Annotated in this window: 29 protein-coding genes; 15 read left to right on the plus strand and 14 right to left on the minus strand. The window is 61.0% G+C overall.

Annotation, left to right across the window (positions count from 1 at the left end):
• Window positions 1-167 precede the first annotated feature (167 nt).
• The 9 genes from ACIQUH_RS00890 to recO all read left to right on the plus strand — a co-directional run bounded on the left by ACIQUH_RS00890 (window position 168) and on the right by recO (window position 6,843).
• Entirely contained in the window at window positions 168-314 is a 147-nt protein-coding gene (locus ACIQUH_RS00890) for a hypothetical protein (protein WP_003496944.1), read from the plus strand.
• Between the two features lie 360 nt (window positions 315-674).
• The gene (locus ACIQUH_RS00895) at window positions 675-1,253 is read left to right on the plus strand and encodes a DUF2062 domain-containing protein (RefSeq protein WP_400811870.1); all 579 of its coding nucleotides are present in this window, start codon (window positions 675-677) and stop codon (window positions 1,251-1,253) included.
• Entirely contained in the window at window positions 1,250-1,654 is a 405-nt protein-coding gene (gene acpS / locus ACIQUH_RS00900; RefSeq protein ID WP_400811872.1) for a holo-ACP synthase, read from the plus strand. Before ACIQUH_RS00895 ends, acpS begins: the two co-directional genes overlap by 4 nt.
• A 208-nt stretch (window positions 1,655-1,862) precedes the next feature.
• Window positions 1,863-2,609, plus strand: coding sequence for a signal peptidase I (gene lepB, locus ACIQUH_RS00905; RefSeq protein WP_400811874.1), 747 nt, complete (start codon window positions 1,863-1,865; stop codon window positions 2,607-2,609).
• Window positions 2,606-3,325 carry a ribonuclease III gene (gene rnc / locus ACIQUH_RS00910; protein ID WP_400811875.1) on the plus strand — a complete coding sequence of 240 codons (720 nt, stop codon included), beginning with the start codon at window positions 2,606-2,608 and terminating at the stop codon, window positions 3,323-3,325. The genes lepB and rnc overlap by 4 nt, the downstream gene beginning before the upstream one ends.
• Before the next feature lie 77 nt (window positions 3,326-3,402).
• The gene (gene era, locus ACIQUH_RS00915) at window positions 3,403-4,353 is read left to right on the plus strand and encodes a GTPase Era (RefSeq protein ID WP_400811877.1); all 951 of its coding nucleotides are present in this window, start codon (window positions 3,403-3,405) and stop codon (window positions 4,351-4,353) included.
• 343 nt (window positions 4,354-4,696) lie between these two features.
• The gene (locus tag ACIQUH_RS00920; protein ID WP_400811879.1) at window positions 4,697-5,449 is read left to right on the plus strand and encodes a Crp/Fnr family transcriptional regulator; all 753 of its coding nucleotides are present in this window, start codon (window positions 4,697-4,699) and stop codon (window positions 5,447-5,449) included.
• A 137-nt stretch (window positions 5,450-5,586) separates the two neighbouring features.
• Complete coding sequence (locus ACIQUH_RS00925) at window positions 5,587-5,964, plus strand: response regulator (RefSeq protein ID WP_400811880.1); 378 nt, start codon at window positions 5,587-5,589, stop codon at window positions 5,962-5,964.
• 69 nt (window positions 5,965-6,033) lie between these two features.
• Entirely contained in the window at window positions 6,034-6,843 is an 810-nt protein-coding gene (recO, locus tag ACIQUH_RS00930) for a DNA repair protein RecO (protein WP_400811882.1), read from the plus strand.
• Between the two features lie 2 nt (window positions 6,844-6,845).
• Here recO and ACIQUH_RS00935 read toward each other — a convergent pair whose 3' ends face one another.
• Complete coding sequence (locus ACIQUH_RS00935; protein WP_400811884.1) at window positions 6,846-8,060, minus strand: MFS transporter; 1,215 nt, start codon at window positions 8,058-8,060, stop codon at window positions 6,846-6,848.
• Between the two features lie 179 nt (window positions 8,061-8,239).
• On the opposite strand from ACIQUH_RS00935, the gene ACIQUH_RS00940 reads away from it, so the two are divergent.
• Entirely contained in the window at window positions 8,240-8,974 is a 735-nt protein-coding gene (locus ACIQUH_RS00940) for a class I SAM-dependent methyltransferase (protein ID WP_400812486.1), read from the plus strand.
• A gap of 206 nt (window positions 8,975-9,180) precedes the next feature.
• Here ACIQUH_RS00940 and ACIQUH_RS00945 read toward each other — a convergent pair whose 3' ends face one another.
• The 4 genes from ACIQUH_RS00945 to ACIQUH_RS00960 all read right to left on the minus strand — a co-directional run bounded on the left by ACIQUH_RS00945 (window position 9,181) and on the right by ACIQUH_RS00960 (window position 15,275).
• Window positions 9,181-10,023, minus strand: a complete 843-nt coding sequence (locus ACIQUH_RS00945) for an MOSC domain-containing protein (protein WP_400811886.1) — start codon at window positions 10,021-10,023, stop codon at window positions 9,181-9,183.
• An 11-nt stretch (window positions 10,024-10,034) separates the two neighbouring features.
• Window positions 10,035-10,679, minus strand: a complete 645-nt coding sequence (locus tag ACIQUH_RS00950) for an HD domain-containing protein (protein WP_400811888.1) — start codon at window positions 10,677-10,679, stop codon at window positions 10,035-10,037.
• Window positions 10,676-13,447: a DUF2339 domain-containing protein gene (locus ACIQUH_RS00955; RefSeq protein WP_400811890.1), complete on the minus strand. Its 2,772-nt coding sequence runs from the start codon at window positions 13,445-13,447 to the stop codon at window positions 10,676-10,678. The genes ACIQUH_RS00950 and ACIQUH_RS00955 overlap by 4 nt, the downstream gene beginning before the upstream one ends.
• Before the next feature lie 268 nt (window positions 13,448-13,715).
• Window positions 13,716-15,275 (minus strand): VOC family protein, encoded by a 1,560-nt coding sequence (locus tag ACIQUH_RS00960; protein WP_400811891.1) that lies wholly within the window; start codon window positions 15,273-15,275, stop codon window positions 13,716-13,718.
• Window positions 15,276-15,565: 290 nt separating this feature from the next.
• Between ACIQUH_RS00960 and ACIQUH_RS00965 the strand changes: the two genes are divergently transcribed.
• The 3 genes from ACIQUH_RS00965 to ACIQUH_RS00975 all read left to right on the plus strand — a co-directional run bounded on the left by ACIQUH_RS00965 (window position 15,566) and on the right by ACIQUH_RS00975 (window position 18,418).
• Window positions 15,566-16,609 (plus strand): ABC transporter substrate-binding protein, encoded by a 1,044-nt coding sequence (locus ACIQUH_RS00965; protein WP_400811893.1) that lies wholly within the window; start codon window positions 15,566-15,568, stop codon window positions 16,607-16,609.
• A 205-nt stretch (window positions 16,610-16,814) separates the two neighbouring features.
• Window positions 16,815-17,603 carry an ABC transporter ATP-binding protein gene (locus ACIQUH_RS00970; RefSeq protein ID WP_400811895.1) on the plus strand — a complete coding sequence of 263 codons (789 nt, stop codon included), beginning with the start codon at window positions 16,815-16,817 and terminating at the stop codon, window positions 17,601-17,603.
• Window positions 17,600-18,418: an ABC transporter permease gene (locus ACIQUH_RS00975; protein ID WP_400811897.1), complete on the plus strand. Its 819-nt coding sequence runs from the start codon at window positions 17,600-17,602 to the stop codon at window positions 18,416-18,418. The genes ACIQUH_RS00970 and ACIQUH_RS00975 overlap by 4 nt, the downstream gene beginning before the upstream one ends.
• 185 nt (window positions 18,419-18,603) lie before the next feature.
• Here the strand turns inward: ACIQUH_RS00975 and ACIQUH_RS00980 are convergent, their stop codons facing one another.
• The 9 genes from ACIQUH_RS00980 to ACIQUH_RS01020 all read right to left on the minus strand — a co-directional run bounded on the left by ACIQUH_RS00980 (window position 18,604) and on the right by ACIQUH_RS01020 (window position 24,565).
• Complete coding sequence (locus tag ACIQUH_RS00980) at window positions 18,604-19,284, minus strand: ZinT family metal-binding protein (protein ID WP_400811899.1); 681 nt, start codon at window positions 19,282-19,284, stop codon at window positions 18,604-18,606.
• Between the two features lie 174 nt (window positions 19,285-19,458).
• Window positions 19,459-20,280: a mechanosensitive ion channel family protein gene (locus ACIQUH_RS00985; RefSeq protein ID WP_400811901.1), complete on the minus strand. Its 822-nt coding sequence runs from the start codon at window positions 20,278-20,280 to the stop codon at window positions 19,459-19,461.
• 75 nt (window positions 20,281-20,355) lie between these two features.
• Window positions 20,356-20,874, minus strand: coding sequence for a tyrosine phosphatase family protein (locus ACIQUH_RS00990; RefSeq protein ID WP_400811903.1), 519 nt, complete (start codon window positions 20,872-20,874; stop codon window positions 20,356-20,358).
• Complete coding sequence (locus ACIQUH_RS00995; protein ID WP_188128803.1) at window positions 20,871-21,494, minus strand: YfbR-like 5'-deoxynucleotidase; 624 nt, start codon at window positions 21,492-21,494, stop codon at window positions 20,871-20,873. Before ACIQUH_RS00995 ends, ACIQUH_RS00990 begins: the two co-directional genes overlap by 4 nt.
• Before the next feature lie 2 nt (window positions 21,495-21,496).
• A complete protein-coding gene (locus ACIQUH_RS01000; protein WP_400811905.1) occupies window positions 21,497-22,345 on the minus strand; it encodes a YgfZ/GcvT domain-containing protein in 849 nt (282 codons plus the stop codon).
• A gap of 122 nt (window positions 22,346-22,467) precedes the next feature.
• Window positions 22,468-23,235 (minus strand): hypothetical protein, encoded by a 768-nt coding sequence (locus ACIQUH_RS01005; RefSeq protein ID WP_400811906.1) that lies wholly within the window; start codon window positions 23,233-23,235, stop codon window positions 22,468-22,470.
• 14 nt (window positions 23,236-23,249) lie between these two features.
• Window positions 23,250-23,507 (minus strand): hypothetical protein, encoded by a 258-nt coding sequence (locus tag ACIQUH_RS01010; RefSeq protein WP_003501987.1) that lies wholly within the window; start codon window positions 23,505-23,507, stop codon window positions 23,250-23,252.
• Between the two features lie 105 nt (window positions 23,508-23,612).
• The gene (locus tag ACIQUH_RS01015) at window positions 23,613-24,050 is read right to left on the minus strand and encodes a TIGR02301 family protein (protein ID WP_400811909.1); all 438 of its coding nucleotides are present in this window, start codon (window positions 24,048-24,050) and stop codon (window positions 23,613-23,615) included.
• Between the two features lie 98 nt (window positions 24,051-24,148).
• Window positions 24,149-24,565 (minus strand): NUDIX hydrolase, encoded by a 417-nt coding sequence (locus ACIQUH_RS01020; RefSeq protein WP_400811911.1) that lies wholly within the window; start codon window positions 24,563-24,565, stop codon window positions 24,149-24,151.
• Between the two features lie 131 nt (window positions 24,566-24,696).
• On the opposite strand from ACIQUH_RS01020, the gene ACIQUH_RS01025 reads away from it, so the two are divergent.
• Together ACIQUH_RS01025 and ACIQUH_RS01030 are read left to right on the plus strand one after the other, a co-directional pair.
• A complete protein-coding gene (locus ACIQUH_RS01025; protein ID WP_400811913.1) occupies window positions 24,697-25,020 on the plus strand; it encodes a YnfA family protein in 324 nt (107 codons plus the stop codon).
• A gap of 69 nt (window positions 25,021-25,089) precedes the next feature.
• Window positions 25,090-25,851: an SOS response-associated peptidase gene (locus ACIQUH_RS01030; RefSeq protein WP_400811914.1), complete on the plus strand. Its 762-nt coding sequence runs from the start codon at window positions 25,090-25,092 to the stop codon at window positions 25,849-25,851.
• Window positions 25,852-25,959: the final 108 nt, after the last annotated feature.

Consider the following 25,959-nt stretch of genomic DNA (forward strand, 5'->3'; position numbering starts at 1 on the left):
GGCCGTTGCTATGCGTTTGATGCATGGCAGCGGCCTTTTCCTGTCTCTGGTGGTTAATGTGGTTTGCGACTATTTTCTTCTCAGAAATTGAAGAGAAGGAAACGCGGCGTGCCGGTGGATGAACACCGATGAGAAACGCCAGTTCCAAACCGAAAGGACCGAAAATCATGTTTACTCCGCTTCGCAAGATCGCCCGCGCCGTTCGTGGCAAGACGACCCAGGAACGCGAATTCGAATATCTCAGCGGCTCGGTATCGAATGTCGACCTCGAGTTCCGCCAGCGCGAAATCGACCGCGGCCTGTTCCGCCGGTAATGCACTCAGCGCATGGCAGCCCTTCGCCATGCGTATGAGACTCGGAGGGTGTGCGGCAGTTGTTGGCACGCTCACCCCTGTATCTTGCAAAACTATGTGAATGCGCGCTTCAAGCGATTGTCCCAAACTGGTTGACCAATAGGCCGCAAAAAATCCCGGTTCAGTCCCCTGTCGCAATAGACGACACTAAATTGGGACTGATATCGAAGGCTCGATACCCACTGCATTCGTAAGATCCCGCGTCCGTCATGCCGGACTTGATCCGGCACCCAGCCAGCCCAAAAATGCGCCTGCAAAAGAATCCCTGCGTCGTCTATGATGCTCTTGGCGCGGCCCGGGGGATGAAATAAACTCCCCTCCATGCCGTTTCGCCGCCGTGAACCCGTTGGTTTTTCAGAGAAGATTCGCGACCTCTTCTGGCCGCGCACGGGTTTTTCCCGTTCGCTGCGCTATATGAAGCTGCGTCTGCTCAGGCTTTCCGCCTCTCCGCATTCGGTGGCCGCCGGCGTCGCTCTCGGTGTCGGTGTGGCGTGGACGCCGTTTCTCGGCGTTCATATCATCATCGCCATGGCGCTCGGATTTCTCCTGCGCGTCAATCTCGTGGCGGCCGCGCTCGGCACCACCTTCGCCAATCCGCTGACATTTCCCTTCATCTGGGCATCCACCTGGGAGCTGGGGCATTTCATCCTCGGCCGGCAGAAGACGGCAAGTGCGGCGCATGTGGATTTCGTGGCGCTGTTCAGCCATCTCGAATTCCGGCAGATATGGACACCGGTTCTGGAGCCCATGACCATCGGCGCACTTCTTCCTGCCGTCATCAGCGCCGTCATTATCTATATCGCCGTCTACGGCCTCATCAGCGGTTTCCAGCGGCGCAAGATGGAAAATCTCGCCCACCGCGCCGCCAATAAAAATGCTTCTCTGGAGATGTTGAAATGATCATTGGATTGGGCAGCGACCTGATCGACATTCGCCGCGTCGAAAAATCGATCGAGCGCTTCGGCGAGCGTTTCACCCATCGCTGTTTCACCGACATCGAACGCGCCAAATCCGATGGCCGCAAGAACCGCGCCGCTTCCTATGCCAAGCGTTTCGCCGCCAAGGAGGCCTGTTCCAAGGCGCTTGGAACCGGGCTTGCGAATGGCGTCTTCTGGAGGGATATGGGCGTCGTCAACCTGCCGGGCGGCAAGCCGACCATGATCCTGACCAATGGGGCAGGGGAGAGGCTGGCGGCCATGCTGCCTGCCGGCCACCGCGCCAATATTCACCTGACGATCACGGATGATTTTCCTTACGCTCAGGCATTTGTGATTATCGAAGCGCTTCCCGTGAACGGGTAAGACCCGGTGAAGCCGCATTGGCGTCCTATTTGCGGACGTGTCACAGAAGCGCTTCCCTTCGGGCTGGAAAGGTTCTAGAGAAGTCGCAGAAATATGAAAGCGTTGCCGGCTGCGTGAAACCGCTTCACCCGCCGCAGGCGCGACAAACAACGGCCCGGAAGCCTTCGTGAAGCCGAAGAAGCCGGGAAACAATCAGGCAGGTCTTTAAGTGTCGGAAAAAGCTGAAAAGAAGCAGAATGCCCTCTGGGAGAACGTCAAGGTCATCATTCAGGCGCTGCTGTTGGCCATGGTCATCCGCACCGTGCTGTTTCAGCCCTTCACGATCCCGTCCGGCTCGATGATGCCGACGCTTCTGGTTGGCGACTATCTTTTCGTCAACAAGTTCTCCTACGGCTATTCGAAATATTCGCTGCCCTTTTCGCCGAACCTGTTTTCGGGCCGCATTCTCGAATTCAGCAAGCCGAAGCGCGGTGACGTCGTGGTCTTCCGTCTGCCGCCCAATCCTGAAGTCGATTACATCAAGCGTCTCGTGGGCCTGCCCGGTGATCGCATCCAGGTGACCAACGGCGTGCTGTTCATCAACGGCCAGCCGGTGCCGAAACAGCCCGATGGCACCTTCACCTCCGATTACCGCGCCGATCCGGGCGCCAATGTGCCTGTTTTCCGCGAAACGCTGGAGAATGGCGTCACCTATGACACGCTCGACCAGTCGCCTGACTCTCGCGGCGACAACACGCGCGAATTCGTGGTGCCGGAAGGCCATTATTTCATGATGGGCGACAACAGAGACAATTCGCTCGACAGCCGCTTCGATGTCGGTTTCGTACCGGAGGAAAACCTGATCGGCCGCGCCAGCGTCATCTTCTTCTCGCTGGGCAACGACACGCCGTTCAGCCGCATTTGGGAATGGCCGGCCAACATGCGTTGGGACCGCCTCTTCAAGGTTGTGGAATGAGCAAGAGCAAGCCGCTTTCGGCGGACGAGATTTCCCGTCTGGAAGCATTGATCGGATATGAGTTCAAGGAAAAGGCCCGGCTCGACCGGGCCTTGACCCATGCCAGCGCCCGCTCGGCGGCAGCCGGCAATTACGAGCGGCTGGAGTTTCTGGGCGACCGCGTCCTCGGCCTCTGCGTTGCCGAATTGCTGTTCTCCACCTTCCGCAACGCCACCGAAGGCGAACTCTCCGTCCGTCTGAACCAGCTCGTCAGCGCTGAATCCTGCGCCGCGATCGGCGATGAGATGGGCCTGCATAATTTCATCCGCACGGGATCGGATGTGAAGAAACTGACCGGCAAGGCGATGCTCAACGTACGCGCCGATGTGGTCGAAAGCCTGATCGCCACCATCTATCTGGATGGCGGGCTGGAGGCATCCCGCAAATTCATTTTGAAATATTGGCAGGGCCGCGCAACCAGCGTGGATGCCGGGCGACGCGACGCCAAGACCGAGTTGCAGGAATGGGCGCATGCCAGATTTGCGACCACGCCCTCTTACCGGGTTGACGATCGCTCCGGACCGGATCACGATCCCCGCTTTACGGTGACTGTCGAAATTCCCGGCGTAAAGCCGGAAACCGGCGTCGAGCGCTCCAAGCGCGCGGCCGAACAGGTGGCGGCAACACGATTGCTGGAACGCGAAGGCGTCTGGCAGAAGACCTCCACCCGGAACTGAGCGCCCGGCGAACCGGGCGCTGAACATCGAGCGCATGGCGGACCCTTTGGCCGCATGTTGAATACCTCTGACCTTGAATGGATATCATGACCGATCACGAAAACCCCGCCATGACTGGCGAAGACAATGCCCTTCCGACCCGCTCCGGCTTCGTCGCCCTCATCGGCCCGACCAATGCCGGCAAGTCGACGCTGGTGAACCGGCTGGTGGGCGCCAAGGTTTCGATCGTCAGCCACAAGGTGCAGACGACACGCGCGGTGATGCGCGGCATCGCCATTCACGACAATGCCCAGATCGTTTTCATGGATACGCCCGGCATCTTCAAGCCGCGCCGCCGGCTGGACCGCGCCATGGTCACCTCCGCCTGGGGCGGAGCGAAGGATGCCGATCTCATCCTGCTGCTGATCGACAGCGAGCGCGGCCTCAAGGGCGATGCGGAAACCATTCTCGAAGGTCTGAAGGATGTCCCGCAGAAGAAGATCCTCTGCCTCAACAAGATCGACCAGGTGAAGCGCGAAGACCTTCTGAAGCTCGCCGCCGCCGCCAATGAAACGGTTGCCTTCGACCGCACCTTCATGATTTCGGCCACCAATGGTTCGGGCTGCGAAGATCTGATGAATTATCTGGCCGCCGAACTGCCGGAAGGCCCCTGGTATTATCCGGAAGACCAGATTTCCGATCTGCCGATGCGCCAGCTCGCCGCCGAAATCACCCGCGAAAAGCTGTTCCTGCGCCTGCATCAGGAACTGCCCTATGCCTCGCATGTCGAGACGGAAAAGTGGGAAGAACGCAAGGACGGCTCGGTGCGCATCGAGCAGGTGATCTATGTCGAGCGCGACAGCCAGAAGAAGATTGCGCTCGGCAAGAACGGCGATGCGATCAAGGCCATCTCCACCGCCTCGCGCAAGGAACTGTCGGAAATCCTCGAGCAGCCGGTGCATCTCTTCCTGTTCGTCAAGGTGCGCGAGAACTGGGGCGACGACCCGGAGCGCTTCCGTGAAATGGGGCTGGAGTTCCCGCGGGGGTAACCCGCAGGCGCGATATGCGCGACGCGAAAACACACCCGCTTCCGTCATTCCGGCCTTGAGCCGGAATCCAGCCAGCCCAAGTCCTTGGGCTGAAAAGAGGCCTCTCGCCGCGCCGACGCGCGTCGACTGGATTCCGGCTCAAGGCCGGAATGACGGGCGGGAAATGTTGCGAACCAACGCGAACGTCGAGATTGCCCAAACCCTTCGCTTTTGAGTGTTTGAGGGGGGGCGCGACGCAATCCTTGAACGAACTGAATATCTTCACCCACCATCGGGAACCGAATACGCTCGGGCGGGTTGTTCCAAAACAATTGGGCGCAACCTTTTTCGATGACGGATATTCATGTCGCCAAAAAAACCGAATGGAATTTCCACCACCCCGTGCCAGCAATGTCCCCTGCGCGATCTGCCGCATTTCCGGGATTTTTCCTCTTCCGAACTGGATTTCGTCTCGCGTTTCAAGACGGGGGAGCTGGCGGTGGAAGGCGGCTCCGTCATCCTGATGGAAGGCTCGCATAGCGCCCATCTTTACACCGTTCTGCAGGGCTGGGCTTTCCGTTACAAGACGTTGGAAGATGGCAGGCGGCAGATCCTCAATTATGTCATGCCCGGCGATCTCGTCGGCCTGCAGGGCACGGTGATGGGGGAAATGCAGCATTCGGTGGAAGCGCTGTCGCCGGTCACGCTCTGTGTCTTCGAGCGGTCGCGCCTCAACAACCTCTTCACCGATCACCCGACACTTGCCTATGACCTGACCTGGATCGCGGCGAGTGAGGAACGCATGCTCGACAGCCACCTCCTTAGCATCGGCCGGCGCACCGCGCTGGAACGTGCCGCCTATCTGATCGCGTTTCTTTATCGCAAGGCGAAAGCGGTCAATCTCATTCCCGGCGAAACGCCGATCCCGGTCACCCAGCAACACGTTGCCGACACGCTTGGCCTTTCCATCGTTCACACCAACAAGACCTTGAGAAAGCTGGTCGATCGCGGTCTCATCCGCTGGACGGACAAGGGCTGTATGGTGCTTGACGATGCTGGATTGAGCCATGTGGCCGGCTGGGAAAGCGAAGAGAAGCGGCAAAGACCCTTCATCTGATCTTCTTTCGACATGTCTTTTTTAAATGACGATGGAGCCGTAATTTGCGACTCCTGTCCTGATATCTCACGGGAGAATCTTGTCGGAGACCGCGGCTTCGAGCCTTGCGGCCGTCTTTTTTAGGAAGAAGAAAACATATGGTGCCACAACGGGTTATCATCGTTGAGGATGAATATCTGGTGGCGCTCGATGTCGAAGCGGTTCTCCAGTCCATGGGGGTGGACATCGTCGTCATCGCCACCACGCTTGCCCAGGCGCGGCAGGCCGTCGAAGAGGACGGTGCCGATTGCGTGCTTCTCGATGTCAGCCTCACCGACGGCAAGAGCTATGATTTTGCGCGGCGGTTGCGCGAGGCCGGCATTCCCTTCGGTTTCGTCAGCGGTTATGGCGATACGACCGGCTTTCCGGATGATCTCATGCACGCGCCTTTGCTCGGCAAGCCGTTCGGGGAAAACGAAATCGTCGATTTCGTCCTCAACCTCGTCGGCGCGGTCGACGATGCCGTAAAAGAATAACCTTTTGCCGTCAGATCGGCTATGATCGGGCCTGAATCGAAATCCTCTATCGAAGTTCGGACGCGTTTCATGCAGTGGCAGGAAGAGGCAATCATTCTTGGCGTCAAACGCCATGGCGAGACGAGTGTCATCGCCGAGGTGATGACCCCTTCGCGTGGCCGCCATCTGGGGCTGGTGCGTTCCGGCCGTTCCCGCAGCATGCAGCCGGTGCTGCAGGCGGGCAACCGGGCGGATGTCATCTGGCGGGCGCGCCTTCACGATCATTTGGGTGAATTCCGCATCGAGCCGCTGCAATTGCGCGCCGCGCAGCTGATGGAGACGGCGACCGCCGTTTACGGCGTGCAGGCCATGGGCGCGTTGCTCAGGCTTCTGCCGGAGCGCGATCCGCATCCGCATCTCTATCAGGCGCTCGATATCATTCTCGACAATCTCCACGAGCCGGTCGATGCCGGGGAATTGTTCGTGCGTTTCGAACTGGCGGTGCTGAACGAACTCGGTTTCGGGCTCGATCTGACCGAATGTGCGGCGACGGGGCTGCGCACCGACCTTATCTATGTATCGCCGAAAACGGGCAGGGCGGTGTGCCGCACGGCCGGTGCGCCCTATGCGGAGCGGATGCTGTCGCTTCCGGCTTTCTTAAGCGAAGGCCAGTCGAAGGCCGCCGATCCTGACAGCCTTGCGGCCGCTTTCCGCCTCACCGCCCATTTCCTCAACCGGCATGTCTACGATCCGCGTGGCCTCAACGAAAACGCCGCCCGCGACGGTTTCGTGCAGGCGGCGCTGAAGGCGCTTGAGAGCCGGGCGACTGAAGGCAGGGGGATTGAGAGCCCGGCGATTGAGGGCAGGTCGATACCGCCCGCCCTCGATAAGGCCGTATAGTCTCAGGCCATTGCTGGCCGCGGGGCGGGCCGCTCCTGAATGGGCCAATGCACGATGGCCGCAAAAACCCCCATGCCGACGCCCAGCCACCAGACGAGATCATAGGAACCCAGCCTGTCGTAAAGGAAGCCGCCCAGCCAGACGCCGAGGAACGAGCCGATCTGGTGCGACAGGAACACGACACCGCCGAGCATGCCGAGGTGACGCGTGCCGAACATGATCGCCACCAGCGCATTGGTGGGCGGCACGGTGGAAAGCCAGAGAATGCCCATCACGGCCGCAAAGATTATGACCGAAAGCGGCGATTGCGGCAGAAGCAGGAAAGCGGTGACGGCAACCGAACGGGCGAGATAGATATAGGCGAGCAGATAGGGTTTCGAATAACGCTGGGCGATGACGCCGGCGGCAAGCGACCCGATGATGTTGAAGAAGCCGATCAGCGCCATGGCGATGACGGCGTAGCGCGGTTCGATGCCGATATCGCCGAGATAGGCCGGGAAATGCGCGGTGATGAAGGCCACCTGAAAACCGCAGACGAAAAAGCCCGTGGTCAAAAGCAGATAGCTTTTATGGCCGAGCGCTTCCTTCAGCGCCTCGCCCGCCGTCTGCTGGAACTGCGCCTGCGACTGGCTGCCGGAAGAGGAATTGCCGCGCATCGGAAAGGCGAGCAGCGGCACGAGCATCATCATCGCGGCAAGCCAGACCAGGCTGTCCGACCAGCCATAGGTGGAAATCAGGCCCTGGCTGATCGGCGCGAACAGGAACATGCCGGCCGAACCCGCCGCGGTACCGATGCCGAAGGCGAGCGAACGCTGCTGCGGCGTCACATGGCGCGCAAAGGCCGAAAGGATGACGCTGAAGGAACCGGCGGCAATGCCGAGCCCGACCAGCACGCCGCCGCCGAAATGCAGCCAGAAGGGCGAGGTGCCGAAGGACATGCAGATGAGGCCGGCAGCATAAAGCAGTCCGGAAAGCACGAGCACGCGTCCCGTGCCGTATTTATCGGCGATGGCGCCGAAGAAGGGCTGGCCGAGACCCCAGAAGAGGTTCTGCAGGGCCATGGCGAGACCGAAAGTGGAACGGTCCCAGCCCGTATCGGCCAGCATCGGCAACTGGAAAAAGCCCATGGCCGAGCGCGGCCCGAAGGTCATGACTGCGATCAGCGATCCGGCGGCGATAATCAGCCAGGGCATGGTCTGGCGTGTGGCTTGCGACATGAATATTCCCCCATCGCGGCGCCTCGTCCCCCAGTAGAGGGACATGATTTGCCGCGGATTCCGCTATGATGGGATGAATATTATCTTTTGTCAGCCGGTCTCACTAGCGACTTTTCTTGACGGCCACTATTCATGCCATTGATGGAATGCCCCACATGCCGGCCACCGGAGAGACGACGATGAAGCAGAATATCTACGACGATCCTGGGTTTTTTGAGCGCTACAGCGCCATGCCGCGCTCCGTGGAAGGTCTGCGTCAGGCCGGCGAGTGGCACGAATTGCGCGCCATGCTGCCGGACCTGAAAGGTAAGGATTTTCTCGATCTCGGCTGTGGTTTCGGCTGGCATTGTCGTTATGCCGCAGAGCAGGGGGCGGCCCATGCCGTTGGCGTCGATCTCTCCGAAAACATGCTGCGCCGCGCCGCCGAAATAAATGGCAGGCCCGGCATCGAATACCGCCGCGCCGCAATCGAAGACATCGATTTTCCGCCGGAAAGTTTCGATGTGGTGCTGAGTTCTCTCGCCCTGCATTACGTCCGCGATCTCGACGGGGCATTCGCGAAGGTTTTCGCCGTGCTGAAATCCGGTGGCGATTTCGTCTTTTCCATCGAGCATCCGGTATTCACCGCGCTGGAAAAACAGGACTGGTTTTATGGTGAGGGTGGTGAAATCCTGCACTGGCCGCTCGACAACTACCAGAACGAGGGCGTGCGCCACTCCAACTGGATGGCGGATGATGTGGTCAAATATCATCGCACGGTGTCTGGCATTCTCAACTGCTTGCTGTCTGCCGGTTTTGCCCTGACGCATTTGGCGGAACCGCGGCCTGATCCGGCTCTGATGGCCGAGCGGCCGGAACTGAAGCACGAGGATCGCCGGCCGATCTTTCTGATCGTCGGGGCGAAGAAGCCGTGAGGCGATGACCCCTCCGTCTCCTCATCCCTGTGCTTGTCACAGGCACCCAGCCAGCCCAAGTCCTTGGGTTGAAAGGACTCTCTCGCCGCGCGGACGCACGTCGGCTGGATTCCTGTGACAAGCACAGGAATGAGGGAGAGAGGGTGTGCCAGCCTATAAAAACATTGCACCGTGGCTATGAAGTTCGGTTTGACCGAACCGCCAGCCTACCGCCGCTTGATCGCCCAACCCTCCGGCCTTTCCTCGACCACCTTGGCCGCATCACCGACGGACAGCCTGCCTTCCCCGCGCGGCGTCACGTTCCAGCCGAACAGCGGGCCGGGCACGCGCCGGTCTCCGGACATGCGGATGCGGCCCATGGCCTTCATCGGAGAGGGCACGTCGCGGGAGCCGGTCGTCTGGTCCTGCGTGGTCATGATGCAGCGGGCGCAGGGTTTGACGAGATCGAAACGAATGCCGCCGATCTCGATGGCCGCCCAGCGGTCCTCCGCCCATGGCTCATCCGTATCAAGCACGATATTGGGCCTGAAACGCTCCATGCCGACCGCATCCTCGCCATTGGCGCGCATATTGTCGTTCAGCGCGGCAAGAGAGGCGGTGGTGGTGACGAGGATCTGGTAACCATCCGCAAAGGTGACGGGCGTTTCGTTGCCGGTCCATTCGAGGCTTGCAATGCGTTTCGAGGCGTCGTCGAAGAACACCAGCTTCACCTCGCGCCCCAGCCATGCCGAGAGCGTGTCGTTGGTCTCGCCATCGGCTATATTGGCGTTGACGATCGATTTCCACACCGCCACATCCATGCGCTCTCCGGAAGGCCTCGCGAAAATCTCACCATCCGCTTCCCGCGAAAGCGCCATGCCGCCATCCTCATGCCGCGCCAGAACCGTGGCAATGGCCGGCAATTCGCGCTGGGTGATGAAATGACCGGAAGGATCGGTCAGCATGGCGCGGCGGTCGCCCGGCAGGCCCTCGGCAGACACAATGCTTTCGGAGAGGGGAATGCCGCGCGCGCTTTTCAGCGGATAGATGTTGAGTTCGGTCACACGCATATCGGGTCTCCTCAAATCTCGTCGAGAAACAGGTCCAGCACCTGTTTCAGCCGCTCATGGCGGGCCTTGGCCATCTGCCGCCCCGTTTCGGTGCGAAAGCCGTCGGCCAGTTTGAACAGCTTGGTTTCGAAATGGTCGATGGCGAAAGCGCGGTCGTCAAGCGGCCGGTCCTTCGCCAGCGGGTCGACCGGGTCGTAAAGCGCCGAGCCCATGCGCCCGGCAATATAAAAGCAGCGCGCCGCGCCCACCATGCCGATGGCATCCAGCCGGTCGGCATCCTGAAGGATTTTTGCCTCCAGTGTCTGCGGCTCGATATTGGCGGAAAAGCTGTGGGTGGTGATGGCATGGGCGGCGGCGTCGATATCCGTCTGCTGCCAGCCGAGCGCCTCAAGAATGCCAGAGGCCTTTTCCGCCGCCAGCCGTGAGGCCTGCGCGCGCAGCGGCGAGTTCTTCTCCACCGCCACGCAATCATGCAACAGCACGCTGGCCGCCAGCACGGTGCCATCGCCGCCTTCGCCCGCGTGGATGCGCATGGCGTTGCGGAAGACGCGGTGAATATGGGCAAGATCATGCGAGCCGTCGCCGGTATCGGCGGCGTGCGGTATCAGCTCCTGCGCAAGCGCCGCATAGGGCGCGAAAGCCTCGGCCGCGATCATGCCTGCGGCTTCCGGGTGAGGATTTTCTGGTAGAACAGGCCAATGCCGATCAGCACCGCGCCGAGCCCGATGAAGGACAGGGCTCTCAGCACCCCTTCGAGGTTGCTCATGTCGATCAGGAAGGCTTTGGCAACCGAAATCAGCACGAAGGCGGCCGATGCCAGACGCAGGCTGCGGGCATTAAAGCGCGAGCCGAGCACGAGCAGCAAGACGCCGATCAGCAACCAGACCACCGAATAGCTGTAGGTCTCACCCTGCAGGAAACCCTTCCAGTCGGCGATATTTTCGCCCTGCCAGAAACGGCGCACCGAAAGCGTTGCCCAGGCAAAACCGAGTGCCGCACCCGCCACCGCCAGCATGCTGACATAGGGCGGCGGACGTTTTCCCCGCGCATAATAGGCAAGCCCACCATAGGCGAGCGCCGGCAGGAGGTAACCGATCAGCAGCAGGTTGAGGAACGGGATGCGGCCGGTATTTTCGCCGGTGAAATAGGGGTTGAGCGTGAAGAAATGCATCGTCAGCACATTGATGACGGCAATCACCCCGGCAATCATCGAACCGTATCGGAAGACGGGGCTGGGGCTCTTGAGATCCAGCGTCATCAAGACGCCCGAGAAGCCGATGGTCAGCAGCGTGTAGATCGACTGTTCGCCAAGCGTCGGCACGCTGTCATCCAGCGTGCCGCCATTCATCGCGTGGCGGATGAGGATGGCGACGGCCAGAAGCCCCATGACGCTGGCAATCGCCTGCAGGAAGTTCTTCGCCCTGGCCCCCGGCCAGTCGCGCAGCAGCCATGCCGAGGCGACGGCCAGCAGCGCCGGAATGCCATAACCCGGCAGAAGCGCATTGAAGACCGGCGTGGTGCCGAGGTTCTGCGGGCCGACAATGGTAGGTTCCCAGGCGATGCGGCCGAGAACGGCAACGCTTGCCACCGCCATCACCCAGGGCAGCACATCCCAGTTGCGGTGGCGTGTCGCCAGCACATAAACGAAGCCGATGACGGAAAGCAGCACGGTTGTCATGAGCCCCTCCGTCAGCGTGTGCAGGCAGAGAGCGAAGGCGGCGAAGGAGCCGAGCACGAGAATGTTCAGCGGCTTGCGATAGGCCTCGTTGTTCTGCCGGTGCAGCCATTCCGCGCCTGCAATCAGCACCAGTCCAAGGCCGAAGCCATAGGCCGCGTGCAGCCAGTCACGGCCGAGATTGCCGTATTCGACAAAGCTCGCCGTCGCGAGCCAGACCGGGAAGAGCGCAGCGATACCGGCCCAAAGCTGGGCGAAATCCGCATCGTCAGCGCCTTTGCGTTTCAGGAAGGAGAAGGCGCACAGCACGAAGACGGCCCCGAGGCCGAGCGCCATGGCGATTTCCGCCGTGTAGCCGACCGACACCGGCGGAAGGGATACGGACGTATCGTTGATGAGGCCGATGAAGTCGATGCCTTGCCGCGACATCAGCGACACGGCAGCCTGTGCGCCAAGTGCTGCGATAATGGCGGGCCAGACCGCATAATGGCGGGCGGCGCCAAGGGCCGCCAGGGCGGCGATGAGCGCTGAAACGATGAGCGCCGGATGGGTGTCGATCCCGCCGTCGGCAAAGAGGAAGCCGATTGCCGGCAGGATCACGGCCATCGATACGGTGAGATTGAGGGCAAGCGAGGGGCGCAGCAGAAGCCGCATGGCGCGGATGGCGCGCCGCTCGGGAGCGGCGGTTTCGCCTGTCTCGGCAGGCGGTGTGTCGAGCGTCTTTCCGGGCCAGAGGAATATGGTTCCCGCCAGCATGACGAGCAGGGCAAGCGTTGGCGGTTCGGCGCTGATCGTTTCGGAAAAGCCTATGTAACCAATCGCCCATAGGCCAAGGCCGGCATTGGCAAGCGATGGAACCACGGTCCAGCCCTGCCTGCGCGCCGCTGCCGCCGTCGCCAGCCAGGAGACGGTGAGGAAAACGAAGAGCGCCCAGATATTCGGCGTTTCGGTGGAAATCAGCGCCGGTATCAGCATCGAACCGAGAAGGCCGAGACCGGCCAGCGCCTGTCCGTGCAGCAGCGAAAGGCCGATGGTGGCGAAGGCGACGAGCCCAAGCAGGCCAAAAGCCGTTCCGGGGCCGATATAGCCGTAAATGCCATAGGCCGCGTAAACCACACCGAACAGCGTCAATGCGCCGGCCGCCGTCAGCACGCCGGGTATCATGGCGTTGGAATAGGTGGTGGCAATGCCCGGAACCGCCTTGCGGCGGACAGCCTCGCCGGCAAGCCCGAGAACGAGGCCGAAAATGGCGGCAAGCGAAAGCCTGACCGCCGGGCTGAGCAGCCCCGATTCGATCGAATATTTGACGAGGAAAATACCGCCGAGCGCCAGCGCCAGCCCACCGGCCCAGACGGCCCAACGGGCGCCGAGCAGGCTTTCGAAGCTTTCCTTCGTCGCCGGTGCGGATGCCGCCTCGCTGGCGGGAGCGGCGGGTGCTTCCTCGCGAACGGCGCCTTCCGCTTGCGCCATGGCGGCGGCTTCCTGCGGCTCGGATGCGTATTCAGCTTGGAAGGCTGCGTCTTCCGCAGGCGTCCTGCTTTCCTCTTCCGCCTCGAAATCCGGTTTTGCCGTGGATTCCGCGCTCTCTACCTGCGCCGCCACGGGAGAGGTCACGCCCGCAGCCATTAGCCGCTTGAGGCTGAGAACCTCCCGTTCCAGCGACTTGATTCGACTTGAATTGCGGATGCTCGCGACCAGCGTGTAGATGAAGGCCGCGACGAGGGCGAGGATAAACAGCGGGATGTCCAAACGGATTCTCCAATTACCAAGCTGTTTTTAAAGCCCTTTTGGCGAATTTATGCAAGGCCCGGTTGATGGATGATATGGGTGGCGAGGGAGCGAGCGTGTGCCGCCTGTTTCTTCTCCCCGCCGGGGAGAAGTCCGCGGCAGCGGGATGAGGGGGCAAGGGTGGAGATGTACGGAGAGCGAGCCCCCTCATCCGACCCTTCGGGCCACCTTCTCCCCGGCGGGGAGAAGTCCGCAAGGCGCACCCGCACAGTCCTATGCGCAGCTCAAATCAGGAAACATCCGCCAGCCAGCGCCGCGCCGCTTCGATATCGGCAAGCCCGAGCTCGTGCCCGTCCTCGACCGTTTCCATCTCGGCATTTGCGCCGCTCGTGGCCAGCCGGCCCTGCAGTTCATGCGCCCTGTCGAGATATTTGTCCCGTTCTCCCGCCAAAAGCAGGAAATTGCGGCCGGAAAGATCGGTCTGCGGCCATGTTTCCAGAACCGGCATCGGGCGATAGAGCAGCGTATCTCCGGCAAGTTCGGGATAAAGCGCGGCAAAGGCCGCGTAAAAGTTCGCGCCATTGGAATGGCCGATAAACCGCAGTTTCGAACGGTCGAGACCATAGGACCGTATCGCCGCCTCCACGAAGGCGGCGAAGGCTTCCGCTTCCGAGACGATATCCTTCTGGTCGAAGCTGAAATCGGGATTCCGGCGGAACCAGCGGGCGATCTCTTCTTCCGTGCTGCGGCCGCGCACGCCGAGAAGCGTTGCGCGCGGCGCTGCCCGATGCGCCAGCGGCATCAGGCTCGTTTCGCTGCCACCGGAACCGTGCAGCAGGATGATGGTGCTGCCATCAGGATCCTCGGGCGTGTAGAAACGGTGCACGAAGGGCAGGTCGCGATAGACGATGCGCTCTTCGCCCGGCATTGCAAATTGCGGCAGGGCGACACGCACATCCGCCTCGTCCTTCATGAAGAGCGGCGGGATGAACAGTTTTTCGCCGAGCGATTCCAGCGGTTCGTCCACCGTCATGCCCGGCCCGTCGGTCGCCATTTCGATCAGCACGCCGCCCGGTTCGCGGACATAAAGCGAGTGGAAATATTTGCGGTCATGGGCGTTGGTGGTGCTGGAATTCAGCGATTTCAGCCCGGTGAGAACCGTATTCAGCTCATCCATGTCCTCCGCGCGGAAGGCGATATGGTCGACCGTGCCGGTGCCGGGCGCGCTGGACCAGAAGCCGGTCGCGTCGCGCACGTCGATAATGTCGCCGCTGTTGGAGGCGAGCCGGCGGATCGCGCCCACCTGGCTTTCCTGCCGGTAACCGAAATGTTTCTCCAGAAACGCCACGGTTTCTTCCGGCACTTCGCTCAGCACCGTCGCGCCATAGATTCGGCGAATGGCATCTTCCGCGGAAATATCGTTCGTCACATGCGGCGTGGCATCGGCAAAGGCGTGGGTGCCGACCAGCTTGACGATCAGGCCGTCAGGATCTTTCAGCCGGATCACCGGAGCGCCGAATTCATCGGCGGGACCTTCCGCCCGGATGCCAAATTTCAATGCGCGTGTCAGCCAGAAGCCGATTGCGGCGGGATCGATGGCCACGGAAATTTCCAGCGTCTGGCCGTAACCGACGCGGCCCTGGCCGCCATCTTCCCAGACGAGAAATGTCAGAAGCGAGCCGGGCGAGGCGATGTCGTCGCCATAGAGCAGGTGAAGCTGCATGGCGTCTTCGAAGCCGGCCGTGCGCTTGGCCAGCCGCAAGCCCAGAAAGCCGGCGTAAAAATCCACATTCGCCTGCACCTTCCGGGTAATCATGGTGATGTGGTGTATGCCCAGTGCAGAATTCATCTTGCCGTCCCGCTGTTTCGCCTGCTGTTCGTGGCCCTATTTGTCGCACGCTGCGCCTGATCCGCAACCCCGGCAAATGAGAACGCTGTGTTCTCTGCGTGAACGATGCTGCTTTCACTTCGTTGCATGCGCGATGGGCAGAATGCCGGCTTTTTACCTGTCTAATGCGCGTTTGTGCATATAAAATAAGCATACAAAATAACGGCTATTTTGTATGCAATTTTATCTTGCCTTGAGGGCTGGAATTGGGTCTTATGCAACCAATCCAACAAAACCATCAGGGGGAATAGATGATTTTAACGCGCAGGTTGTTGGGCAGGGCCCTGGCCATTACCGCCATCGGTATATCTGCCGGCTTTTCGCTGCCGGCGGTGGAGGCGCGGGCTGAAACGCCGGTGAAATTCACGCTCGACTGGAAGTTCGAAGGCCCCGCCGCCGGTTTCCTGCTGGCGCTCGACAAGGGTTACTTCAAGGCTGAAGGGCTCGATGTCACCATCGATAGCGGCAACGGCTCGGTGGAAGCCATTCCGCGCGTGGCGACCGGCGCCTATCAGATGGGTTTCGGCGATATCAACTCGGTGATGAAGTTCCTCGACGAGGATCCGAGCCAGAAGATCAAGGCCATTTATATGGTCTATGAGCGCCCGACTTTCGCCGTGGTCGGCCGCAAGTCGCTCGGTGTTACCGGCGATCCGAAGTCGCTGGAAGGCAAGAAGCTCGGCGCGCCGCCGCCGGATGGCGCTTTTGCGCAATGGCCTGCCTTCAAGCAGGTGGCAGGTCTCGATGACAGCAAGATCAAGATCGAATCGATCGGTTTTCCGGTGCGGGAACCCATGCTCGCCAAGGGCGATGTCGACGCCGTTTTCGGCTTTGCCTTTTCGGTGATCCTCAACCTCAAGAAGCAGGGCATCGCCGATGACGATATCTCGACCATACTGATGGCCGAGCACGGCTTGAATCTCTATGGCAATGCGGTGCTGGTAAACACTGATTTCGCAGAGAAAAACCCTGAAGCCGTGAAGGGCTTCCTGAAGGCGCTGGCCAAGGGCTTCGCCGATTCCGTCAAGAACCCGGAAGAGGGCGTGGCGGCTGTTCTCAAGCGCAACGAGACGCTCGACAGCGCCATCGAGCTTGAACGCCTCAACATGGCCAACAGCATGAACATCAAGACGCCCTATGTGGTGGAGAACGGCATGGGCGGCGTCGATCCGGCCCGGCTTTCCGCCTCCATCGAGACGCTGAAGGTTTCCCTCGGCCTGAAGGGCAACGTCAAGGCGGAGCAGGTGTTTGATGCGACCTATCTGCCGGGCAGGGAAGAACGCATGCTTCCGTGAGGGGAAGGAGCGAGCGCGGCAAATTTCTTCTCCCCGCCGGGGAGAAGTCCGCGGCAGCGGGATGAGGGGGCAAGCTCTCCGGATATCTCTGCACTTGCCCCCTCATCCGACCCTTCGGGCCACCTTCTCCCCGGCGGGGAGAAGAAACAAGCGGCGAGGCTTCGGGCTGCCATGGCCCATCATTTAACTGAAAACGGGAACAGCAATGTCACATCTCGTGGAAATAGACGGCGTGGACATGCGCTATGGCGGCTCGTCCGGCACGCTTGCGGTCTCCGGCCTGAACCTGACGGTCGACAAGGGTGAGTTCGCGGCCGTGGTCGGCCCATCCGGCTGCGGCAAGTCGACCCTGATGAAGCTGGTGACGGGGCTGCATATTCCGCAGAAGGGCAATGTCATCGTTGCCGGGCGGCAGGTCTCGGAGCCGGTTTCCATTGTCGGCATGGCGTTTCAGAACCCGACGATGCTGCCCTGGCGCACGACGCTTGAGAACATCCTGCTGCCGCTGGAGATCGTCGAGAAACATCGCCGTCGCCTGCGCGCCCACAGGGCCGAATATGTCGCGAAAGCCGAGCGACTGCTGGAAATCGTCGGCCTGAAGGGTTTTGGTTCGAAATATCCGTGGCAGCTTTCCGGCGGCATGCAGCAGCGCGCCAATCTTTGCCGGGCCCTGATCCACGAACCGGAACTGCTGATGCTGGACGAGCCTTTCGGCGCGCTCGACGCTTTCACCCGCGAGGAATTGTGGTGCGTCATCCGCGACCTGCACGCCGCGCAGCGTGTCACCATCATCCTCGTGACCCATGATCTGCGCGAGGCGACATTTCTGGCCGACAAGATTTTCGTGATGAGCGCAAGGCCGGGCCGCGTGCTCGCGGAACATCGTGTTCCCTTTGCCCGCCCGCGCCAGCTCGATATCATGTATGACAAGGGTTTCAACGACATGGTGCAGGAACTGCATGGCGAGATCGCGCAGGCGAGGGTGGCGGCATGAGTGTGCTCGTGGAAGGCACCGTGGCGGCCGAGCCGCGCAAGCCGCTGATTGCCCGCGTCAACTGGGTGAAAGCCGCCCCCTGGCTTTATACGCTGGCGCTTTTCGTGTTGTGGGAACTGTTGGTCTACGCGCTGAAAATGCCGCCCACCATTCTGCCGTCGCCGGTAAGGGTCGGACAGGCCATCGTGCAATATTGGTCGCCGATCTGGAAAAATTCGCTGCAGACGCTGTATACCACGACGCTGGGTTTCGCCATTGCGGTGGCCGCCGGTCTCGCCATCGGTCTGTTCATCGGCTGGTCCAAAACCATCTATGCCGGGCTTTATCCGCTGATGATCGGCTTCAACGCCATCCCGAAAGTGGCACTGGTGCCGATCCTCGTCATCTGGTTCGGCATCGGCACTGTCCCCGCGGTGTTGACCGCCTTCCTGATCTCTTTCTTCCCCATCGTCGTCAACGTCGCGACCGGGCTCGCCACCATAGAGCCGGAAACGGAAGATGTGCTGCGGGCGCTTGGCGCGAAAAAGATGGACATCATGCTGAAGGTCGGCATTCCGCGCTCCATGCCCTATTTCTTCGGCTCGCTGAAAATCGCCATCACGCTCGCCTTTGTCGGTTCGGTCGTGTCGGAGACCGTCGCTTCCAATTATGGCCTCGGCAATATGATGAGTTCGGCGCAGAGCCAGTTCAATGTGCCGCTGGTCTTTGCCGGCCTGCTGATGCTCGCGGTGGAAGGCATCGCCATGTATGCGATCATGGCGTGGCTTGAAAAGCGCATGACCGGCTGGGCGCATCGTTCAACCATGGGGCAGTGAGCCTTTCTTCTCCCCGCCGGAAAGAAGATGCCCCGAAGGGGCAGATGAGGGGGAAAGCTCTCCGCATATCTCTACCGTCGCCCCTCATCCCGCTGCCGCGACCTTCTCCCCCTCGGGGAGAAGGCGACAAGCCGCAACCGCCTGCGTCATTTACGCATGCTGCGGAAGACCGTAAATTTGCGCTCTCAATGCGCGGCCATTTCTTCCACGATATCCGCGCCGTCCATCATGAACGGGTAATAGGTCGGCCAATTGGTGACTTCGTCCAGCAATGTCTTGCGGTCATTGCCCCAATAGAGATGGTAATGGCCCGCCTTGACCGGGGCGATGGAGTGATCGCTGAACTGGATGAATTGCGGCGCCGCCTCATCGCCGCCGGTTTTCTTGAAGATATACCGGACACCGCGATTGCCCTTCTTGTAGGTCAGGATTTCATGGCCATCGCTGACATAGGTGCCTTCAGCGGGCTTGCCGTCCTTATAAAACGCCACGCTGTCGCTCTTGATGACGATGCGGTTCACATCGGTCTTGTAACCGATCTCGTAATAGGCGCGATATTCGGCAGCGGTCTTGTCGCCGTGGGCTGCCTTTTCGGCCATGACGGAATCGAGCGAGCCGTTCAGCAGATAGGGATAGACCGACTGCCAGTCGCCTTCCCAGTCGGAAAGCGTGCGCGGCTTCACCTGGGCGTCCTCGAAATAACCCTTGTAAATCTGCTTTTCCGCTTCGGTCATCTGGTGGCCGTGATCGTGGCTGTGGCTGTGGGCGGCGGATTTGTCGCCGCCGGCGGCCATTGCCACGGTTGCCGCCAGCAGCATGGAGCCAAGTGCGACCGCGCCGGTGACGCGTGGAAGTGTCTTCTGCATCGTTTTGCCCTCTTGTATTCGCAATAGGAAGGTTACGTAATAACATTACAAATTGAGCTATAGAGGTGTCTCTCGCATGACGCAAGGGTGCAGACGGACGCGCCATAATGAAAAAGCGCGGCGGCCGTCATGGCCACCGCGCTCAAGAGGAAACGGGAATGAGACCGTCAGGTCTCAGGCGGGCTGCGCAGAAACGTCCGCCTTGCGCTCGTCGAAGGCGAGTTTCATGGCTTTCGTCACATCGCGGGTCGTCGCGAAATAACTGTCGCTGCGCACCCAATAACGCAACTTGACGGTGGCGCTGTCGGCGCTGACCGAATCGACGAAGGTGACGGGGGCGGGGTCCAGCAGAACCCGGCTTTCCGAGCGCACGACGTTCATCAGCATATCCTGTGCCGCCGCCAGATCCTCGTCATTCTTGACCGTCAGGCTCAGTTCGTGACGGCGCGAGGGAAAGCGGCTGTAATTGGTGATCGGCACGTTCCAGAGCGTGGAATTGGGCGCGAGACGATAGAGACCATCGCTGGTCTTGAGTTCGGTCGCAAAGAGCCCGATTTCGATCACGGTGCCGCTGACCGTGCTGGTCTCGATATATTCGCCGACCCGGAAGGGGCGCAATACAAGCAGCATGATGCCGGCGGCAATATTCTGCAGCGTACCCTGTAGCGCCAGACCGATGGCCAGACCGGCGGCGCCAAGGGCGGCGAGAATGGAGGCCGTCTGCACCCCGAACTGGCCAAGCACCATGACCAGCACCAGAATGAGAACCACATAGCGGATGGCGCCCGCGAAGAAGCCGGCAAGCGTCGCATCGAAGCCACGAATGCGCGACAGGCCCTGAAAGGCCCAGCGTTGCAGGAAGGTGGCGGCCAGCCAGCCGATGATCAGCAGCAGAAGCGCGCCGACTACCGAGAAGGAATATTGCACCGCAAGCGCGCTCGCCTGCTGCAACGCCGCCTGCGATGCGACGATGATATCCGTTGCCTGTTGTTCCATGAATTATCCCGTGATTTTCATTGCTGTTCAGGGTTGGTAACGAATGGATGCCGTGAGAGTTCCGCCAAAACGGCCTCAGTTGCCGAGCGGCAGCACGAAGGGCACGTTACCATCCGTATCCGCACCCCGGCCGATTTTTTTGATCGCCGCCACCAGCCGGCCATCGCGCCCGAGCAGACGGTCGCCGATGGCGATGATGCGGGCATTGGGCGTGGCATAGGGCGAGACGGCGCGCAGGCGCAGCGCGATCTCCATCTCATCCTGGTCCGGATAAAGGCTGAGCGCGGCGATGACGGCGGCGGCGGGAGAGCGCGAAACGCCCATCCAGCAATGGATGAGCAGCGGCGCGGACTGGTCCCATTGCCGGGCGAAATCGATCAGCTTCAGCACATGCGCATCGTCAGGCGCGATGAGATCGGCGGTGCCCTTGAATGCGATGTCGTTCATGGCAAGCGTCAGATGCCGGTCTGCGGCAATGACGGCGGGGCGGTGAAAGGACTGCTCTTTGGCGATCAGCGTCACCATTTCGCGGGCCTTGTGTTTGACGGCCATCTCCGCGATCCGCGACAGCGGCGATACGACAATGGCCGTCATGGCGCGCTCCCCGTCTTGACCGCACGCAGCGCCTCGATCGCCTCGAAACGGTCGATGAACAGCTTCTGCGCTTCGGTTGAGGGCAGGGGCGTCATGTCGAACATGTCGCGGGTGATGCCGCGCGGCAGGCCGAAGAATTTCTGCGCCTCGGCGGTGGAAAACCCGGCAAGCTCCGTCGCCTCGAAAAAGGCGGCGACCGTATCGGCCTTCTTGATGCGGTCCTTCAAGTCGCGCGATGCATGCGGCGGCAGGCCGAAACGCAGATGCACGGCGGCTTCCAGCCGTTTTTCCACGGTCTTGTAACCGCCGCCGACCACGGATTTGAACGGCGAGATCATGTCGCCGATGACATATTCCGGCGCATCGTGCAGAAGCGCCATCTGCATGTCATCAGGCGTCGCGCCCGCGCACATGCGGCAGAAGATGGTCTCGACGATGAGGCAATGCTGGGCGACGGAAAAGGCGTGATCGCCGCGCGTCTGGCCGTTCCAGCGGGCGACACGGGCAAGGCCATGGGCGATATCGGCGATTTCCACATCGAGCGGCGAAGGGTCGAGCAGATCGAGCCGCCGGCCGGACAGCATGCGCTGCCAGGCGCGCGGGCTTTTTGCGGGCGCCACTCTCAGTCCTCCGCCCGCGCCGCCGGATCGGCCGCCGGGAAGGAGAGGCCGCTCCAGACCGGCAGGGCCACGATCACGGGAACAGCCTCCGCCAGAAGCGGCGTGCCGGATGCGAGCGCATCGGCAATGCGGTCGATCCGCACGATGGCAAGCGCCCTCTTGCCGCAAACGGTTCCAAGCGTGCCGACGGGTTTTCCACCGGCGGTAATCTCCGTCCCGCTGGCGGGAATTGCGTCTTCGGCCGAAACGGTGACGACGCGCCGTCTTGCCGTGCCGCGATGTTTCATGCGCGAGACGACTTCCTGGCCGACGAAGCAGCCCTTCCTGAAAGAAACGCCGTCATTCACATCCATCAGCACATCATGCGGAAAAGCATCCTGCAGCGCATAGTCCCGGCCGGATTCGGCAATGCCATGCTCGATACGGAGCGCATCATAGGTCGCGATATCGCGGGATGCCGATGCACCCGGTATACGGAAAAGATCGATGCCGGCTTTGGCGAAACGGCCATCCCTGACGCCTGCCGCTGCGGCAGTCTCGTTCCAGAAAACGCTCACGCCTTCGACCGTCTCGGCTTTGAGATCGACCGGTGCACGCAGCTTGTACATGGTCAGACGGCGTAGCAGCGCGTCCTGTTCGGCAGCGCCCGTTTCGATCAGATAATCGCCACCATCGCGCCAGATCAGGAAATCGAACAGGATCTTGCCCTGCGGTGTCAGAAGGGCTGCGGCCCGGGCTTCGCCTTGCGGCAGGTTTTCGACATCTGCGGTGATGAGGTTGTTCAGAAATTCCTCGGCGCCGGTGCCGGAAACCCGGATCAGGCGGCGGTCGGCAAGAAAGGCGGAAGGCATGGCGTCACCGTTCGGTTCGTCGAGACTCTGTGATGTCCGGCAAAAAGCAGATGCGCTTTGCCGGAATGCTCATTCCGCACAGTTAGGATTTTTGCCGGAGAACGGCAAGCACCGCGATGCGATCAATCGCCGGCGGTGAAGAACTTCCACTTGCCATCGGGCGAAATGCCGACCCGGTAGAAGCTGTAATTGCCATATTCCTGCATGTCGGCCAGATCGCCCGCCGTGATGATGCGCAGAAGCTCCACCTTTTCCGGCGCGGTCAGCGTGTTCAGCGGCTTTCCGGCGAAATAGGGGAAAACATAGGCTTCGTCGGGCGTGCCGGCATCGATATGGGCATAACCGGTCGACAGCAGATCGATGATGATCGCCAGCACTTCCAGCCCGTCAGGATCGCCGGAATAGCTTTTCAGCGCTGCGATCGGGTCTTCGCCGTCATTGCCGTCGATGCGGAATTCCTTCTGGCCGGCAGCGATGAAGGGCCGCAGCTTTTCGATGTCGCCTGACGCGGCGGCGTCGATGATCTGATGGCGCAGCTTGCGCACGGGTTCCGGCGCCTTGGAAATGTCGTGCTCGATCACAACAGACATTTCAGGCGTGTTGTCGGGCTTGGAGGATTGCTGGTTCGCCTTGCCGGCGGAACGGTCCACCAGAGGGTCGGGCAGGGGAATGCCTTCCGAATCGCCTTCGATCTCATCCGGCTCGGCAGGCTGGGCCTGCTGCGGCTCACCGCCATTCTCCGCCTTCGGCTCGCTTTCGGTGCTCTGCGCCGGCTTCAGCTCGGAAAGGGCAAAGGCGCGGCTTGGCAGGCCAATCGGCCCGACGGTCAGGGCAAGCAGTATGGACAGCAGGGCGGAAGAGCGCAAAAGCCCCTTGCTCAGGCAAGACATGATAGACCCCGGCTTTACTGTATTACCCGCTGCGGCGAAAATTCGCCCTGAAGCATGCGCTGGCGCAGCGATTCCAGCATTGCTTCAGCGCCGGCCTCGCCATGAATACGGATGGTTTCGCGCATGGCCAGAGCGATGGCGGCATCGGCGATGATCTCCGGCTCGATGCCGTCGGCCATGCCGTCAGCCCATGCCTCGTTCTGGTGTTCCAGAGCGACCTGCATCTTTTCATGCACGATCATATCGTCGATTTCGTTTCGGCTTGTCTGCATCTTTCATCCTCGACAGGGCGGGCAAGTCCTTACCACCCTGTTAACAACACTAGCAGCCTTTTATCAAAACGGCACGGCCTGCGGCGAAAAGAGGTTAATAATCCTCTAATTTCCGAACCGGGACGCGATTTCCTGCGCGAGTGTTGCCCCTTCGTTACGGTAGTTCTCTTCTGCCATGATGGCGGCGCGTGTGCAACTGGTGTGGATGGCCGCAAAGGAGCGGTATCCACGGTTGAATGCAGCCGTCATGCGCTGACGTCGTTCAGGTTCGTTGGCCGTGTCCGCAGCCAGAAGATCGCTCATCGATCTGCGCCAGTCCTCCGGTCCGGAAGAAGGGCACAGGGTTCTCAGATATTGCACCGCGCCCAATATTTCCGACAGCCGCGCCAGCTTGTCGTCATAGGGAGCGGGTTTGGGCGGCGCGGCTTCCGCCGGACGCGCCTCCGAACCGGGTTTTGAAGGCTGCGCATGAGCGACGCCCTCTTGCCCTGATATGGCAAGCATTGTCAGAAAAAGAGACAGGAAGATGGTTGGTCGTATCAAAATTCTATTCTGCCCCACACATACGCGTGAACTGTTGGCTCGTGACCATCCGGCGGGCGGATCAGCCCTAGATAATAGCGATTCTGGCTGGCTGGCAATCATGCAAGCAGGCGCTCGGCGCATTCGACGACGCTTTCAGGCGCCGGCAGGAGACGGATTTCCGCCAATGTATACCAGCCCGCATCCGCCGCATCGTCACCGACGGTCACCAGCGGATCGGCATCCGTTTCCACGGTGAAGACCGACAGGAAATAATGGCTCGTCAGCACCCCTTCAGCGTCACGGGAGGGAAGATCGTAGGTCGCGAAAAGCTGCGGCCTGCGCGCCACGATGCCGGTTTCCTCGTGCAACTCACGCAGCGCCGTTTCGGCCGGCGTTTCGCCGTCTTCACCGCGCCCGCCCGGAAAGGCGAACATGTCCTTGGAAGGCGGGTTGATGCGGCGAACGAGAAGCAGCCGGTCTCCGTTCCTGACGATGGCGGAGGAGGCGGCGCGGGGCTTGATACGAAGGGTCATGAATGGTTTCGCTTGTTTCGGCCGTCTCCGGCCTGTCTATAGTGGTACGAGGTCGGAAAAATCGATTCCGGTTTCCGAGGTGATGTTTATAGTTCGGAACCGGCACGATTGTGCATGTTAAAGACGGTGGAATGAAGGTCTATCTTATCTACGTCCTGGCGGCCGTTGCCGAAATTGCCGGCTGCTTCTCTTTCTGGGCCTGGCTGAAACTCGGCAAGACCGGGTGGATATTGCTGCCCGGCATGGTGGCGCTGGCCGCTTTTGCCTGGCTTCTGACGCTGGTGCCGACGGAAGCGGCGGGCAGGGCCTATGCCGCCTATGGCGGGATCTATATTGCCGCTTCGCTTTTCTGGCTCTGGGGCGTGGAAGGGCACGCACCGGATAAATGGGATATTGCCGGCGGCGCCGTCTGCCTTGCCGGCACCGCCATCATTCTGTTCGGACCAAGGGCCTAGAACATTTCAACGCATTGTCCAGACGTAAAAGCGATTCCGCTTTTACTGGACATGCCCAAGGAGAAGTCCATGTGCGGACGTTTCGTGCTGAAGGCGACGCCGGAGGAGATCGCCGATTATCTCGATCTGATCGGCCTTGAGGATTTTCCCGCCCGTTTCAACATCGCGCCGACGCAGCCCATTTTGATCGTGATGGAGGGCGAGCGGCAGGAGCGCGGCAGCAACCTGCCCAATCGCCGGGCCGTGCTGGTCCGCTGGGGTTTCCTGCCCGGCTGGGTGAAGGATCCGAAGGATTTTCCGCTTCTCATCAACGCCCGTTCGGAAACCGCCATCGGCAAGGCCTCCTTCCGCGCCGCCATGCGCCATCGCCGCGTGCTGGTGCCCGCCACCGGCTTTTACGAATGGCGACGCCCGCCAAAGGAGGAGGGCGGCAAACCGCAACCCTACTTCATCCGCCCGAAAAGCGGTGGCATCGTTGCCTTCGCCGGCCTGATGGAAACCTGGTCTTCCGCCGATGGTTCGGAGGTCGATACCGGCGCAATCCTCACCACCGCCGCCAATGCCGCGATCGGCCGCATTCACGACCGTATGCCCGTGGTCATTGCGCCAGAGGATTTCAGCCGCTGGCTGGATTGCAAGACCCAGGAGCCGCGCGAGGTGGCCGATCTGATGCGGTCGGTTCAGGATGATTTTTTCGAGATGATCCCGGTCTCGGACAAGGTCAACAAGGTCGCCAATGGCGGCGCCGATCTCATCGAGCCGGTGCCGGAAAGCGCGCCGCTGGCGAAGATCAAGCCGGCGAAGGATGAAGGGCAGATGTCGCTGTTCTGACGAGTAGCCTGCGCATTTGCGCATAATCGCTTCAGCGGGAGGTCGCCGCTTGTTTCTTCTCCCCGGCGGGGAGAAGATGGCCCGAAGGGTCAGATAAGGGGGCTACGG

It is taken from the genome of Agrobacterium sp. NPDC090283, assembly GCF_044769685.1.
In the GTDB taxonomy this organism is placed as follows: domain Bacteria; phylum Pseudomonadota; class Alphaproteobacteria; order Rhizobiales; family Rhizobiaceae; genus Agrobacterium.